Consider the following 14,860-nt stretch of genomic DNA (forward strand, 5'->3'; position numbering starts at 1 on the left):
GTCTAGCCTCTTTCATCTGGGCGGGTGCCAGGCACCCGCGGTAAACGTTCGTCGAGCAGCCGGTGCAGTGCGCTGCCCTCTGGCCAGTTGCGCAGGAAGCGCGCACGGTCGCGGGCATAGGCGCGGGCGAAGCTCGCTTCTCGCGAGTGGTGCTGCATGGCATCGAGGTCGATCAACGACCACTGTCCGCCTTCGCCCTGCTCCTGCCAGAACAGGTTGTGCCCCTTCAAGTCGCCATGGCTGATGCGCTCATGCACCAGCGCCGCGAACAGTCTGTCCAGGGCCGCAAGCTCTGTTTCCGGCGGCAGGCCGCCCCCCTCCGGATAGTTCAGGTAGGGTTTGAAACGAGCGATTATATCCTGACCCGCCAGGTAATCGGTAATCAGGAAGGCCGGGCCGCGCAGCCACAGCCAGCGCCGCTCGATCACCGCCAGCGGCTTGGGCGTGGCGATGCCGAGGAAGTCCAGGCGGTTGCCCTCGCGCCAGGAGGCCCAGGCGCGGCTCGGGCGCCAGAAGCGCTTGAACCAATGCAGCAGGTTCTTGATGTTGTAGCGCTTGATCACCAGAGGCCGACCATTGAGCTCCACGCGGGCGACAGTGGCAGCGCCGCCCGTCTTGTAGAGGTGCCCCTTCGCAATGAAAGCGTCAGGGTCGGCCAGCAGCGGCTGCAGCCCTTGCTCTTCCTCGCGGCGCACCGCTCGCAGGCCGAACGGCCCCTTTAACACGCTGAACAGGCTGCAGTCGCGGGCGATCTTCTTCATCAGGTCGCCGACGCGCCAGCGTCGAACCCTGGCGATTTCCTTCTGCAGGGCTTCCAGCGGCAGGGCGTGCTCACCATTGGCCAGCAGGTAGTGGATCAGCAACTCTTCCAGGTACGGCTCGAGGCTTGCCGGCAGCTGGGCAAAGAACACCCCGAGGTTTTCCAGAACATGCTTGCGCGACAGTGGCTGGCCGGGGGTTTCCGCGCGGATGCCGGCGCCATCGATCAGGTACAGCCTGCCGGCGTGGCGCAACAGGTTGTCCAGGTGCAGATCTTCCTGCCATAGGCCCTTGGCGTGCATCAGCGCAATGGCAGTCAGCGCCTCGGCGAGGACGGCGGTCTGCCCTTCGGACAGCAGCGGCTCGCCCTCCACGGTGCGCCAGGCGTCCCAGAGACTCTCGGCATTGTCGAGAAACTCGAAGAGCAGCCAGCCGCCTTCGCCGTCCTTCAGCCCGTCGGCCAGCAACTGCGGCGTGGGCAGGCCCTGTTCGGCGAGCAGGCGCACGCCTTCGCGCTCACGCTGGAAGTGCCGTGCGGCCTTGCCGCCGACCAGCAACTTGGCCAGCACCGGTCGGCCGCGCCAATTGGCCGCACCGACGTAGCGCTGGCCGGGCAATACGCGCAGCAGGCTGTCCAGGCGCAGTTCGGCAGGACCCGCGCCATCTTCCAGTTCGATGCGCAGCGGCAGCGCCGGAACGCGGCCGGCATCGCGCAGGGCAGACAGCCTCATGCGCGGTTTTCCTTCTTCTTGCGGCGCGCGCCCAGGCGGCGGTACCAGTCGTCCACTTCAGGGCCGGTGGACGAGGTCCCCAGGTAGGCCGCCAGCAGGTTGCGTACGTCGGTCTCGTTCCAGTCCGGCGCGCGGCGCAGCAGCGGCTCAAGGTCGCGCACGCGGTCGCGCTGGCCAAACCACAGTGGGCGGGTCTTCTCCAGGTCGATCAGGGTCGCCTCGTAGGCGTCATCGGTTTCGCGCAGGAAGATGTGCTTGGGGTAGAAGCAGCCATGCATCTGCCCGGCTTCGTGCAAGCGGCGCGCGAGCATGCCGCAGGCGCGCAGGATAGCCTGGCGACGCTCGGCCGGTAGGTTCGACCAGCCCTGCAGCAGGCTGTCCAGGTCACGCCAGCCGTCCAGGGCGCGGGTCATCAGGATCGCCCGGCGCTCGCCGCCGACCTGCCGGGCGCCGAAGAAGGCCGCCTGCATCGAGGGAATACCCAGTTGGTGGTAGCGCTGGATATTGCGGAACTCGCGACTGAAGGTCGGCTCGCCCATGGGTTTGCGGATGCTGCGGGTCAGGTGGTTGCTCTGGCGCTTGAGGTAATAGGCAGTGCCGTCCAGCTCCAGGCGATAGACGCTGCTCCAGCCACCGCGCTCGGTATTGGGCTCGTCCACGGCGTCCAGTTGCAGGGCCCAGAGGGCGTCGAAATCGGCCAGGGCGTTGCTTTCCAGCAGGGCCTGATCGCCCTCGGCAATGAAATCCTTCACTCGCGTCCCTCGAAGAAATGGACGATCTGTCGGACACGCTTCTTGTCCGACGCGTTCAGTCGCTCGCGGCGCCGGTACAGCAGGTAGAACTGCAGGCGCTGCGTGTAGGAGAGGTGGTACTTGGCGACCTTGTCGAGGGTGGCCAGGTCCTTGGTGATGCGATAGCGCAGCATGAAGCTGATCCAGAAATCGCCGATCGGGCAGTCGATGAAGTACACCGTGCCCTCCCCGTCCACCAGAATGTTGCGCCACTTCAGGTCGTTGTGGGTGAAGTGGTGGTCATGCATGGTCCGGGTGTAGCTGGCCAGCTGACGCATGACGTGCTCGACCCAGGCGCGATCCTTCAGGCGCGGATCGTTCTGCTTGGCCAGGGCATGCAGGTCCTCGGTGCCGACCAGCTCGCGGGTGATGATCGCGCCGCGGGAGAAGCCGCCGTTGATGCGCTCCAGTCCGTAGGCCACCACCTGTGCGGTGGGAATGCCCCACTTGCCGAACTGCTTGAGATTCTGCCATTCGGCCTTCACCCGCGGGCGCGGCAGATAGCGGCGGAAACCCTTGCCCGGCTTGCGGTAGCGCTTGACGTAATAACGCACGCCGTCGCGTTCGATGCGCACGACATCGGACATTGCATCCTTGGTGATGCGCTCGCCTTCGACGGCGAACACGGCATCCAGGCTGCCGAAATCGGCGGCGAGATGCTGGTAGTCGGCTTCGAGTACCCAGCCGGCCATCAGAGCAGGTCTCCGTAACGTTGTTTGCGGTCATAGAGCTTCGCCGCCTTGCGTTCCATCCACGCCAGCAGCGCAGCTTCCTCGCGGAGGATGTCACGCAGCGGGCGCTGGAAGTAGCCGCGCAGGAAGCGCAATTTGTCACGGCGCGTGAGGCCGATGTCCAGCGCGGAGAAATACAACGCCGCCAGGTCCTTGTCGCGCCAGCGGCGCGGGGTGGCGGCTCGGGTCTGGGCGCGGTGCAGGTCGATCACCGACAGGCGCAGGTCATCCGCGCTGATCGGGCGATCGGTGTGCAGCAGGAAGTGGCAGATGTAGCAGTCGCGGTGATTGACCCCGGCGCGGTGCATGGTGCCGACCATCTTCGCCACTTCGGCGATCAGCGCGCGCTTCAGGCGTGGCTCGGGCGGCGCCTGCAGCCAGTCCAGCGAGAGGACTTCCAGGTCAGTGGTCGGCGCCAACTCCTCGGTGATGATGAAGGAGTGCTGCGCGGCCGGATTGCCGCCGCGCTCGCCGTAGGCCACCGAGGTCATGGTCGCCACGCCGGCCTGGTGCAGGCGCTCGAGGGCGCGCTGCTCCTGGCCAGCCCCGAGAACGGGGAACTTGGCGCTGAAGAGGTTCTTGACGATCTCGCCCCAGCCGATGCCGCGGTGGATCTTCACGAAATAGCCGCGACCCTCGACTTCGGTGCGCAGCGTGCGGCGACCTTCCAGCTCGCGGTAGACCTTGCCCTGCAGGCGTTCGACTTCGGCGAACGGGTTCTTGCCGGCCCAGAGGGTCTTGAAGGGCTCGTGCAGTTCGAGCTTCATGCGCGCTCCCGCAGGATCAGGTCGGCAGCGTGCTGCGGCATGCTGTAGAGATCGGCGGTCTCGGCAAAGGCCAGGCCATTGCGCCCCCACTGCCCACGCGCCGCGTCATCCTCCAGCATGTCCTTGAGCATGGCGTTCAGGTGCTCCTGCTCGAAGGGCGACGGCACCACGCGCCCGGCTTTCGCCTCGTCGATGTAGTGGGCGTAGCCGCAGACGTCGGTGACCAGCACCGGCAGACCCGCGACCAGCGCTTCCAGCAGCACGGTACCGGTGTTTTCGTTGTAGGCCGGATGGATCAGCAGGTCGGCGCCCAGCAGGAAACGCGGGATATCGCTGCGCCCCTTGAGGATCTGCACGTTGTCCGACAGCCCCAGCGCCTTCACCTGTAGCAGGAACGGCTTGGGATCGTCCTGGCCGATGGCGATCAGCCGGGTGCGCTTGCGCAGCGAGCGCGGCAGCGCGGCCAGCGCCTTGAGGCTGCGGTCCAGGCCCTTGGTCTTGAAACCGGAGCCGATCTGCACCAGCAGCAGATCGTCGTCACCCAGCTTGAACTCGCGGCGGAAATCGGCGCGGATCTGCCCGGCGTTGGCCGGCGCGCGGCGGTCCTGGGCGATACCCGGCGGCAGCAGATGGAAGCGTGCCTCGGGGGTGCGGTAATGCTTGATGAACAGCGGTTGCTGGACTTCGGAGATCATCAGGATCTCGGTCTTGGACTCCGGCGCAAACACCGCACGCTCGTAATCGGCGAAGTGCTTGTAGCGGCCCCAGCGACGGTAGAAGGAATTGCGCAAGGTCTGCGCCTTGTCCTCGAAGCAACCGTCGGCGGCGTAGTAGACGTCCAGGCCGGGCATCTTGTTGAAGCCGATCACACGGTCCACCGGCGAGCGCGCGAGGTCCGCTGCCAGCCACGCGCTGAATTTCTCGTTGCGGCGATGGTTGAACAGCGACTTCACCGGCGCCACGCGCACGTCGAAGCCGGGCGGCACCTCGCCCTCCCAGATCGGCGTGTAGACGCGGATGGAGTGGCCGCGCTGCTGGCATTCCAGGGCAATGCGCATGAAATCGCGCTGCAGCCCGCCGAACGGGAAGTATTTGTAGAGGACGAAAGCCAGTGTCATCGAAGTGTCTCCGGGGCCAGCAGCAGTGCCTCCAGTTGTATCGCCACGCGCTGCGGGTTGAGACGCGTGAAGCACAGGGGCTGTTCATGCCGCAGGTCGAACTGGCGCTTGTCTTCGGCCGTCGGCTGGTAGGTACAGGTCTTCTGCAGGCAAGGCGCGCAGGGCCAGTCGCTGGCCAGGTGCACCTGCGAATGCCCGTAGGCGCCGGTCAGACCGGGATTGGTCGGGCCGAACAGCGACAGCGTCGGCACGTCCAGGGCGGCGGCCAGGTGGCCAAGCCCGGTGTCGACCGCCACGCAGGCGGAAGCGCCGGCCAGGACCTTGGCCATGCCCGCGAGGCTTAATCTGGGGAGCACCGAGGCGTTTTCCAAGCCATCGGCCAGCCGTTCGGCTCGCTGCCGCTCGGCCTCGTTACCCCAGGGGAGGCGAACCTGCCAGCCGCGTTCACCCATGCGTTGCGCCAGCTCGCGCCAGTAGACCTCGGGCCAGTGCTTGGTCACCCAGGTGGTGCCGTGGAGGAAGACCAGGTAAGGCTCGGTCTCCACCGAATCCAGCAGGCGACTGCGGTCCAGGCCGTAGTCACCGGTGGCGGTGGGCAACGGGTAGTCCAGCGCCTGGGCGAACAGTTGGCGCACGCGCTCGACGGCGTGCTGGCCCCAGGCGACCGGATAGGTACGACGGTAGAAGCGGCTGGCGGCCGGCTCACGGGCGGACTCGCGATCCAGCCCGGCGACCGGGGTGCGGCGGCGCACGTAGCGGGTCAGCCAGGCGCTCTTGAGCAGGCCCTGGGCGTCGATCACCAGGTCGTAGTCGACTTCCTTCAGGCGCCGCTTGAAGCGGCTCCATTCGCCGCTCTTGATCGTCTGCCAGAGGTTCTTGCGCCAGCGGCGGATCGCCACCGGGATGACCTGGGCCACCGCCGGGTGCCAGGCGGGAATTTCGGCGAAGCCCTCCTCGACCACCCAGTCGAACTGGATACCGGGAATGGCGCGGGCGGCGTCGGTGAGCGCCGGCAGGGTATGGATGACGTCGCCCAGGGACGACGTCTTGATCAACAACACCCTCATTCCGCGCTTTCCACGTCCACCGGGTCGGCGACCAGACGGTCCAGCGCTTCAAGCACCGGGCGCGGCTTCAGCTCGCGCAGGCAGTTGTAGTGGCCGAAGCGGCACACGCGGTCGAAACAGGGGCTGCATTCCAGACCCAGGCGGACAATCTCCACGGCATCAGCCAGCGGCGGGGTGAACTGCGGCGAGGTGGAGCCGTAGACCGCCACCAGCGGGCGGTTCAGCGCAGCGGCCACGTGCATCAGGCCGGAATCGTTGGTGACCACGGCACTGGCGCAGGACATCAGGTCGATGGCTTCGGACAGGGCGGTCTCGCCAGCGAGATTGACCGACTCCTCGCGCAGGCCGGGAATCAGGCGCATGCGGATGTCTTCGCCGCCGGGATGGTCGTTCTTCGAGCCGAAGATCCACACTTGCCAGCCGGCGCGGATCTTCACTTCGGCGACCTTGGCGTAATACTCGGCCGGCCAACGCTTGGCCTCACCGAACTCGGCGCCGGGGCACAGCGCCAGCACCGGGCGGTCCAGGCTCAGGCCGAACTTGGCCAGCGCGGCCTCGCGGCTCTGCGGGTCGATGGACAGGCGCGGCTGTGGATAAGGCTGCGGCAGCTCGACGCCCGGCTCATAGGCCAGGGCCATGAAGCGCTCGATCATCAGCGGGTAGCGTTCTTTATCCAGCGTGCGGATGTCGTTGAGCAGACCGTAGCGCATCTCGCCTTTCCAGCCGGTGCGCCTGGGGATACCGGCGAAATACGGCACCAGCGCCGACTTGAGCGAATTGGGCAAGAGGATCGCCTGGTCGTACTGGCCCTTGAGGGACTTGCCGATGCGCCGGCGCGAGGCGATGTCCAGCACGCCGTGGCCGAGCGGGAAGCTCAGGGCCTGACGCACCTCGGGCATGCGTTCGAGGATAGGCCGGCTCCAGTCGGGCGCCAACACGTCAATCACGCAATCCGGATGCTGCTGCTTCAGACACTGGAAGAGTGTCTGCGCCATCACCATGTCACCCACCCAGGAGGGGCCTACGATCAGAATTCTCATGCCTTTTCCGAAAAACGACCGGGGAGGCTCTCGCCTCCCCGTGTTCCATTCATCCAGCCGTGCGGCAGGTGCCGTCACGAGTGGGTGCCGAGCATCGAATGCCGGCAGTCTAGCCCAGCGAGCCTTGCGGCCGGGCGGATTTCGTCACTCCCTGTGACCTGGCGCAATGGCATCACGCGCCCCTTTCCTGACATCTCTTCAGCCCCGCAAACAACCGACAGCGCGACCCGCTCCGGCGATCATCATCCGCCGGATGCGGCTCCATCGTTCAAAAGCCCTGGGAGGAAATCGCAGCGCATCAGGTCAGCTCTAAGGCCTTCCACATCTGCATCACCATGCGCCTTTCTGCGTGGAAGTGGTCGCCGCTCACCACGCCCGGCTGCTTCTGCAGGGACAATCGGTGCGCCGCCGCCCGGTAGGCCTTGTAGGCGTCCTGCAGATTCAGGACATCCTCGCCGGACATCAACCCGACCCGCTCCAGCGCTTCCAGAATGCGGATATTGTCGGTGAACTCCACCAACTCCGGGTGTTTCCACGACCAGGCCAGGGCCGCGTATTGCACCATAAATTCGATATCGACGATACCACCGGCATCCTGCTTGAGATCGAACGGGGCCGCGGCCTCGAAGGCATTCGGCGCAGTGCCGGCAGCCGTGGTCGGCGTGCCGAGGTTGTCGCGCATCTTCGCGCGCATCTCGCTGACTTCCTTGCGCAACTCGGCCAGGTCGCGCTGCTGGCCGAGGACTTTCGCGCGGATCGCTTCGAACGCCCCTGCGACCCGCTTGCAGCCGGCGAGCACGCGGGCGCGCACCAGAGCCTGGTGCTCCCAGGTCCAGGCCTCCCCCAACTGGTAGGCCTCGAAGGCGCGCAGCGAACTGACCAGCAGGCCGGAAGCGCCGCTCGGACGCAGGCGCATGTCCACCTCGTAGAGCATGCCCGAGGGCGTCTGCGCGGTAAGGAAGTGGATGATCTTCTGCCCCAGGCGCGTGTAGAACTGCGCGCCGTCGATGGGCTTGGCACCATCGGTTTCGCACTGCGGGTCGCCGTCGTGGATGAACACCAGGTCAAGGTCGGAGCCATGGCCCAGCTCCAGGCCGCCGGACTTGCCATAGCCGATGATGATGAAGTCCGGATCGCAGGGCGTGCCGTCGCCCCGGGTCGGCCGACCGTGGCGCTGCACCAGCTGGTCCCAGGTCAGGCTCAGCACCTGCTCGAGGATGGCTTCGGCCAGCCAGGTCAGGTAGTCGCTGACCTTCATCAGCGGCAGGGTGCCGGCGATCTCCGACGCCACCACGCGCAGGGCGTGGGCCAGCTTGAAGTGGCGCAGGGTTTCCATCTGCTGCTCGAGGTCGTCCTCGGGGATGCGCATCAGCCGCTCGCGCAGCTCGGCGCCCAGCTCGGCAGCCTGCGGCGGACGGAACAGCCGCCCTTCATTCAACAGCTCGTCGAGCAGAATCGGGAAGCGGGCGATCTGTTCGGCGACCATCGGGCTGGCCGCGCAGAGCGTCAGCAGGCGCTCCAGGGCGCCGGGGTTTTCGGTGAGCAGCACGAGATAGGCCGAACGCCGCGCCACCGCCTCGATCAACGGCAGGGTGCGCTCGAGCAGCACGTCCGCCGGACCGCGCTCGGCGATCATGTTCAGCAGGCGCGGCATGAAGGCGTCCAGCCGCTCGCGTCCCAGGCGCTGCATGGCCCGCACCTGCGTGCCATGGCGCAGGTCGGTCAGGCGCTTCCAGGCCTGCGCCGGCTCGGCGAACCCGGCGTCGGCGAACTGCCGGCAGGCGGACTCTTCATCGACCGCCTCCTCCCACAGCGGGATCCACTCGCCACCGATGGCGGTATCCACCTGGCCATCTTCGTCCTCGTCTGGGTCGGCGATGACCTGGCGGAAATGCCAGTCGATACGATCGCGCCACTGGTTGGTCGCCTGGTGGAAGGCCGACCAGTTGGCGAAGCCCATGATGAAGGCCACGCGGATACGCTCGAATTCATCCTCCGGCAGCATCTGCGTCTGCCGGTCGGCGATGGCCTGCAGCGCGTGCTCGGCGTAGCGCAGGAACTCGTAGCCTTCGCGCAGCTCGGCAACCACCTGCGGCGGCAGGTAGCCCTGCCCTTCCAGGATCGCCAGCACGCGCAGCAGCGGCCGCTGCTGCAGGCTGAGGTCACGGCCGCCATGGATCAGCTGGAAGGCCTGGGCGATGAACTCCACCTCGCGGATGCCGCCGGCGCCCAGCTTGATGTTCTCGCTCATGCCCTTGCGCCGGACTTCCTGCTGGATCAACTGCTTCATGGTGCGCAGCGCTTCGATGGCAGAGAAGTCCAGGTAGCGGCGGTAAACGAACGGACGCAGCAGCTCCAGCAGGCGCTGGCCGGCCTCCTGGTCGCCGCCGACCACGCGGGCCTTGATCATCGCGTAGCGTTCCCAATCGCGCCCCTGGTCCTGGTAGTACTGCTCCAGCGCGGCAAAGCTGTGCACCAGCGGGCCGCTGGAACCATACGGGCGCAGGCGCATGTCGACGCGGAAGGCGAAGCCCTCGACGGTGATGGCGTCCAGCGACTTGATCAGCTTCTGCCCCAGGCGGGTGAAGAACTCCTGGTTATCCAGCGCGCGCTTGGCGCCCTGGGTCTCGCCGCCCTCGGGGTAGCCGAAGATCAGGTCGATGTCGGAGGACAGGTTCAGCTCGCCCGCCCCCAGCTTGCCCATGCCCAGCACCACCATCTTCTGCGGCAGGCCCGAACGGTTGCCGATGGGCACGCCGAACTGCTGGCAGTGGCGCTGGTAGAGCCAGGCCAGGGATTGGTCGATGCAGGCGTCGGCAAGGTCCGACAGGTCGCGGCAGGTACCCGCGAGGTCGCTGCGGCGGGTCAGGTCGCGCCAGATGATGCGCACCTGCTGGCGCCGGCGGAAGCGGCGCAGGCGGCGGCCCAGCTCGTCCTCGTCGGTGCAGTCGGCGAGCAGCGCTTCGAGCTGCGCGCCCATCTCGCCCGGCTGCAGACTCCGCTCCAGTTCACCGGTCGCGGCCAGCGCCAATAGAAAGGCAGGATCGCGCTGCACCTGCTCGGCGACGAAGTCGCTGCCGGCCGTGACTCGGGCGAAATCGGTGTGCCGCTCGTCGGGCCAACTGTCGAAACTGGCGATCTGCTCGGCGGAAAGGGCGGCGATAGCGGTGCGGAAATTCTGCTCAGCGCGCTCGGCAAGCGGCTTGAGCGTGGCCGGCAATGCGGCCAGGGACGGCAGGCTCATGGTCTATCCTGAGAGGTCGGCGAGGCGCCGGCATTCCTGTCTTTTCGCGCCCCTGTAGTTTTACTACTAACTTTTTCTGGCGGAGGGGTGTATCCGCTGGCGATTTGTAGTAAAACTACAACCCGCCGGGCGTACCCCCGGAGCACTTCCAAGAATTCGCCGCGTCGCCCACGAGGTTGGCGCAGCTATCGGCAACGATCTACTGGCTTCCGATTCTGGAAGCCTTTCCGCCCTGGAGCAAGCCATGCAAGACCTCGATCCCGTCGAAACCCAGGAATGGCTGGACGCCTTGGAATCGGTCCTGGACCGTGAAGGTGAAGACCGCGCCCATTACCTGATGACCCGCATGGGCGAGCTGGCCAGCCGGTCCGGCACCCAACTGCCCTACGCCATCACCACGCCTTACCGCAACAGCATCCCGGTGACCCACGAAGCGCGCATGCCCGGCGACCTGTTCATGGAACGCCGCATCCGCTCACTGGTGCGCTGGAACGCCCTGGCGATGGTGATGAAGGCCAACAAGAACGACCCGGATCTGGGTGGCCACATCTCCTCCTTCGCCTCCTCGGCGACCCTGTATGACGTTGGCTTCAACTACTTCTTCCAGGCCCCGACCGAAGAACACGGCGGCGACCTGGTGTTCTTCCAGGGCCACGCCTCCCCCGGCGTCTACGCCCGCGCCTTCCTCGAAGGCCGCATCAGCGAAGACCAGCTGAACAACTTCCGCCAGGAAGTGGACGGCAACGGCCTGTCTTCCTACCCGCACCCCTGGCTGATGCCGGACTTCTGGCAGTTCCCGACCGTCTCCATGGGTCTGGGTCCGATCCAGGCGATCTACCAGGCGCGCTTCATGAAGTACCTGGAAAGCCGCGGTTTCATTCCCGCCGGCAAGCAGAAGGTCTGGTGCTTCATGGGCGACGGCGAGTGCGACGAGCCCGAATCCCTGGGCGCGATCTCCCTGGCCGGCCGCGAGAAGCTGGACAACCTGATCTTCGTCATCAACTGCAACCTGCAGCGCCTCGACGGCCCGGTTCGCGGCAACGGCAAGATCATCCAGGAACTCGAGGGCGTGTTCCGTGGCGCCGAGTGGAACGTCAACAAGGTGGTCTGGGGTCGCTTCTGGGACCCGCTGTTCGCCAAGGACACCGCCGGCCTGCTGCAGCAGCGCATGGACGAGGTCATCGACGGCGAGTACCAGAACTACAAGGCCAAGGACGGCGCTTACGTGCGCGAGCACTTCTTCGGCGCGCGTCCCGAGCTGCTGGAGATGGTCAAGGACCTCTCCGACGAAGAGATCTGGAAGCTCAACCGTGGCGGCCACGACCCCTACAAGGTCTATGCGGCCTACCACCAGGCGGTCAACCACAAGGGCCAGCCGACCGTCATCCTGGCCAAGACCATCAAGGGCTACGGCACCGGCTCGGGCGAAGCGAAGAACATCGCGCACAACGTCAAGAAGGTCGACGTCGAGTCCCTGAAGTCGTTCCGCGACAAGTTCGACATCCCGATCAAGGATGCCGACCTGGAAAACCTGCCGTTCTACCGCCCCGAGGAAGGCAGCGCCGAAGCCAAGTACCTGGCCTCGCGCCGTGCCGCGCTGGGCGGCGTGATGCCGGTTCGCCGCGAGAAGAGCTTCAAGGTCCCGGTTCCGCCGCTGGATACCCTCAAGGCCATGCTCGACGGCTCGGGTGACCGTGAAATCTCCACCACCATGGCCTTCGTGCGGATCATCTCGCAGTTGGTCAAGGACAAGGAACTCGGCCCGCGCATCGTCCCGATCGTGCCGGACGAAGCCCGTACCTTCGGTATGGAAGGCATGTTCCGCCAGCTGGGCATCTACTCCTCCGTCGGCCAGCTGTACGAGCCGGTGGACAAGGACCAGGTGATGTTCTACCGCGAGGACAAGAAAGGTCAGATCCTCGAGGAGGGCATCAACGAAGCCGGCGCCATGTCCAGCTGGATCGCCGCGGGTACCTCGTACTCCACGCACAACCAGCCGATGCTGCCGTTTTATATCTTCTACTCGATGTTCGGCTTCCAGCGCATCGGCGACCTCGCCTGGGCCGCTGGCGACAGCCGCGCGCACGGCTTCCTGATCGGCGGCACCGCCGGCCGTACCACCCTGAACGGGGAAGGCCTGCAGCACGAAGACGGTCACAGCCACCTGCTGGCGGCGACCATCCCGAACTGCCGCACCTACGATCCGACCTATGCCTACGAGCTGGCGGTAATCATCCGCGAAGGCTCGCGCCAGATGATCGAAGAGCAGCAGGACATCTTCTATTACATCACCGTGATGAACGAGAACTACGTCCAGCCGGCCATGCCCAAGGGCGCCGAGGAAGGCATCATCAAGGGCATGTACCTGCTCGATGAGGACAAGAAGGACGCCGCGCACCACGTGCAGCTGCTGGGCTCGGGCACCATCCTGCGCGAAGTCGAAGCCGCCGCGAAGATCCTGCGCGAGGACTTCGGCATCGGCGCGGACGTCTGGTCCGTACCGAGCTTCAACGAACTGCGCCGCGACGGCCTCGCCGTGGAGCGCTGGAACCGCCTGCACCCGGGTCAGAAGCCCAAGCAGAGCTATGTCGAAGAGTGCCTGTCCGGCCGCAAGGGTCCGGTGATCGCCTCCACCGACTACATGAAGCTCTATGCCGAGCAGATCCGTCAGTGGGTTCCGAGCAAGGAATACAAGGTCCTGGGCACTGACGGCTTCGGCCGCAGCGACAGCCGCCGCAAGCTGCGCGACTTCTTCGAAGTCGACCGCCACTGGGTCGTGCTGGCTGCGCTGGAAGCCCTGGCCGATCGTGGTGATATCGAACCCAAGGTCGTGGCGGAAGCCATCGCCAAGTTCGGCATCAACCCCGAAAAACGCAACCCGCTGGACTGCTGAGGAGAGGCACGATGAGCGAACTGATTCGTGTACCCGACATCGGCAATGGCCAGGGTGAAGTCATCGAACTGCTGGTCAAGGTCGGCGACACCGTCGAGGCCGACCAGAGCCTGCTGACCCTGGAATCCGACAAGGCCAGCATGGAAATTCCCTCGCCCAAGGCCGGCGTGGTGAAGAGCCTGAAGGTCAAGGTGGGCGACACCCTGAAGGAAGGCGACGAGATCCTCGAGCTGGAAGTCGAGGGTGGTTCGGCTGCCGCCGAGGCGCCCAAGGCCGAAGCACCGGCGCCGGCCGTCGAGGCACCGAAGGCAGAGGCTCCGGCCGCTGCCCCGGCGCCGGCTGCCGCGCCTGCCGCTGGCGCCAGCGTCCAGGACATCCATGTCCCGGACATCGGCTCCGCCGGCAAGGCGAATGTCATCGAAGTCATGGTGAAAGCCGGCGACACGGTCGAAGCCGACCAGTCGCTGATCACCCTGGAGTCGGACAAGGCCAGCATGGAAATCCCCTCGCCGGCTTCCGGCGTGGTGGAGAGCGTATCGATCAAGGTCGGTGACGAAGTCGGCACCGGCGACCTGATCCTCAAGCTCAAGGTCGCGGGCGCTGCTGCCCCGGCCGCCGCAGAGGCTCCGGCTGCTGCTCCGGCTCCGGCCGCTGCTCCTGCCGCCGCTCCCGCGCCGGCCGCCGCTCCAGCCAAGGCACCGGAAGCCGCTCCGGTGGGTGCGCCCAGCCGTGACGGTACCAAGGTTCACGCAGGCCCCGCCGTGCGCATGGTCGCCCGCGAGTTCGGCGTCGAACTGGCCGAAGTGAAAGGCACCGGCCCGAAAGGTCGCATCCTCAAGGAAGACGTGCAGGCGTTCGTCAAGGAACAGCTGCAACGCGCCAAGTCCGGCCCGGCTGCGGGCGCTACCGGTGGCGCAGGCATCCCGCCGATTCCGGAAGTCGACTTCAGCAAGTTCGGCGAAGTGGAAGAAGTGGCAATGACCCGCCTGATGCAGGTCGGCGCCGCCAACCTGCACCGCAGCTGGCTGAACGTGCCGCACGTCACCCAGTTCGACTCGGCCGACATCACCGAGATGGAAGCCTTCCGCGTGGCCCAGAAAGCCGTCGCGGAGAAGGCCGGCGTCAAGCTGACCGTGCTGCCGATCCTGCTGAAAGCCTGCGCCCACCTGCTCAAGGAAATGCCGGACTTCAACAGCTCCCTCGCCCCCAGCGGCAAGGCGCTGATCCGCAAGAAGTACGTGCATATCGGCTTCGCCGTGGACACCCCGGACGGTCTGCTGGTCCCGGTGATCAAGAACGTCGACCAGAAGAGCCTCCTGCAACTCGCCGCCGAAGCCGCCGAACTGGCCGAGAAAGCGCGCACCAAGAAGCTCTCTGCCGACGCCATGCAGGGCGCCTGCTTCACCATCTCCAGCCTTGGCCACATTGGCGGCACCGGCTTCACGCCGATCGTCAACGCGCCGGAAGTGGCGATCCTGGGTGTCAGCAAGGCGACCATGCAGCCGGTGTGGGACGGCAAGGCCTTCCAGCCGCGCCTGATGCTGCCGCTGTCGCTGTCCTACGATCACCGCGTGATCAACGGGGCGGCCGCCGCGCGCTACACCAAGCGCCTGTCGGACCTGCTGGGCGATATCCGCACCCTGCTGCTGTAAGTGTTGTAGAAGGCCGGCCCCGCGCCGGCCTTTCCTCTCGACGAGCACGCCACGCTCGTTCTCTCCA

At 66.2% G+C, this 14,860-nt stretch carries 10 protein-coding genes; 2 read left to right on the forward strand and 8 right to left on the reverse strand.

The window, feature by feature from the left end; translation table 11 throughout:
* Positions 1–2: 2 nt before the first annotated feature.
* From C167_RS0121945 to glnE, 8 genes are all read right to left on the reverse strand, one after another.
* Positions 3–1,490, reverse strand: a complete 1,488-nt coding sequence (locus C167_RS0121945; RefSeq protein WP_017520456.1) for a lipopolysaccharide kinase InaA family protein — start codon at positions 1,488–1,490, stop codon at positions 3–5.
* Positions 1,487–2,242, reverse strand: coding sequence for a lipopolysaccharide kinase InaA family protein (locus C167_RS0121950; protein ID WP_017520457.1), 756 nt, complete (start codon positions 2,240–2,242; stop codon positions 1,487–1,489). Before C167_RS0121950 ends, C167_RS0121945 begins: the two co-directional genes overlap by 4 nt.
* Positions 2,239–2,973, reverse strand: coding sequence for a lipopolysaccharide kinase InaA family protein (locus C167_RS0121955; RefSeq protein ID WP_017520458.1), 735 nt, complete (start codon positions 2,971–2,973; stop codon positions 2,239–2,241). Before C167_RS0121955 ends, C167_RS0121950 begins: the two co-directional genes overlap by 4 nt.
* Positions 2,973–3,779, reverse strand: a complete 807-nt coding sequence (rfaP, locus tag C167_RS0121960) for a lipopolysaccharide core heptose(I) kinase RfaP (RefSeq protein WP_017520459.1) — start codon at positions 3,777–3,779, stop codon at positions 2,973–2,975. Before rfaP ends, C167_RS0121955 begins: the two co-directional genes overlap by 1 nt.
* Complete coding sequence (locus tag C167_RS0121965; protein ID WP_017520460.1) at positions 3,776–4,897, reverse strand: glycosyltransferase family 4 protein; 1,122 nt, start codon at positions 4,895–4,897, stop codon at positions 3,776–3,778. The genes rfaP and C167_RS0121965 overlap by 4 nt, the downstream gene beginning before the upstream one ends.
* The gene (waaC, locus tag C167_RS0121970; protein WP_017520461.1) at positions 4,894–5,964 is read right to left on the reverse strand and encodes a lipopolysaccharide heptosyltransferase I; all 1,071 of its coding nucleotides are present in this window, start codon (positions 5,962–5,964) and stop codon (positions 4,894–4,896) included. The genes C167_RS0121965 and waaC overlap by 4 nt, the downstream gene beginning before the upstream one ends.
* The gene (gene waaF / locus C167_RS0121975; RefSeq protein WP_026079205.1) at positions 5,961–7,004 is read right to left on the reverse strand and encodes a lipopolysaccharide heptosyltransferase II; all 1,044 of its coding nucleotides are present in this window, start codon (positions 7,002–7,004) and stop codon (positions 5,961–5,963) included. Before waaF ends, waaC begins: the two co-directional genes overlap by 4 nt.
* A 298-nt stretch (positions 7,005–7,302) precedes the next feature.
* Complete coding sequence (gene glnE / locus C167_RS0121980; RefSeq protein ID WP_017520463.1) at positions 7,303–10,248, reverse strand: bifunctional [glutamate--ammonia ligase]-adenylyl-L-tyrosine phosphorylase/[glutamate--ammonia-ligase] adenylyltransferase; 2,946 nt, start codon at positions 10,246–10,248, stop codon at positions 7,303–7,305.
* A 244-nt stretch (positions 10,249–10,492) separates the two neighbouring features.
* Here glnE and aceE point away from each other — a divergent pair, with 244 nt between their 5' ends.
* Entirely contained in the window at positions 10,493–13,141 is a 2,649-nt protein-coding gene (aceE, locus tag C167_RS0121985) for a pyruvate dehydrogenase (acetyl-transferring), homodimeric type (protein ID WP_017520464.1), read from the forward strand.
* Positions 13,142–13,152: 11 nt separating this feature from the next.
* The gene (gene aceF / locus C167_RS0121990; RefSeq protein WP_017520465.1) at positions 13,153–14,793 is read left to right on the forward strand and encodes a dihydrolipoyllysine-residue acetyltransferase; all 1,641 of its coding nucleotides are present in this window, start codon (positions 13,153–13,155) and stop codon (positions 14,791–14,793) included.
* The last annotated feature ends 67 nt before the right edge of the window (positions 14,794–14,860 follow it).

It is taken from the genome of Pseudomonas nitroreducens TX1 (assembly GCF_000313755.1).
GTDB classification, from domain to species: domain Bacteria; phylum Pseudomonadota; class Gammaproteobacteria; order Pseudomonadales; family Pseudomonadaceae; genus Pseudomonas; species Pseudomonas nitroreducens_A.

Coding starts and splice junctions, on each gene's coding strand:
- glnE (WP_017520463.1), bottom strand. CDS start 10,248: ATGAGCCTGCCGTCCCTGGCCGCATTGCCGGCCACGCTCAAGCCGCTT.
- rfaP (WP_017520459.1), bottom strand. CDS start 3,779: ATGAAGCTCGAACTGCACGAGCCCTTCAAGACCCTCTGGGCCGGCAAG.
- aceE (WP_017520464.1), top strand. CDS start 10,493: ATGCAAGACCTCGATCCCGTCGAAACCCAGGAATGGCTGGACGCCTTG.
- C167_RS0121965 (WP_017520460.1), bottom strand. CDS start 4,897: ATGACACTGGCTTTCGTCCTCTACAAATACTTCCCGTTCGGCGGGCTG.
- waaF (WP_026079205.1), bottom strand. CDS start 7,004: ATGAGAATTCTGATCGTAGGCCCCTCCTGGGTGGGTGACATGGTGATG.
- aceF (WP_017520465.1), top strand. CDS start 13,153: ATGAGCGAACTGATTCGTGTACCCGACATCGGCAATGGCCAGGGTGAA.
- waaC (WP_017520461.1), bottom strand. CDS start 5,964: ATGAGGGTGTTGTTGATCAAGACGTCGTCCCTGGGCGACGTCATCCAT.
- C167_RS0121955 (WP_017520458.1), bottom strand. CDS start 2,973: ATGGCCGGCTGGGTACTCGAAGCCGACTACCAGCATCTCGCCGCCGAT.
- C167_RS0121945 (WP_017520456.1), bottom strand. CDS start 1,490: ATGAGGCTGTCTGCCCTGCGCGATGCCGGCCGCGTTCCGGCGCTGCCG.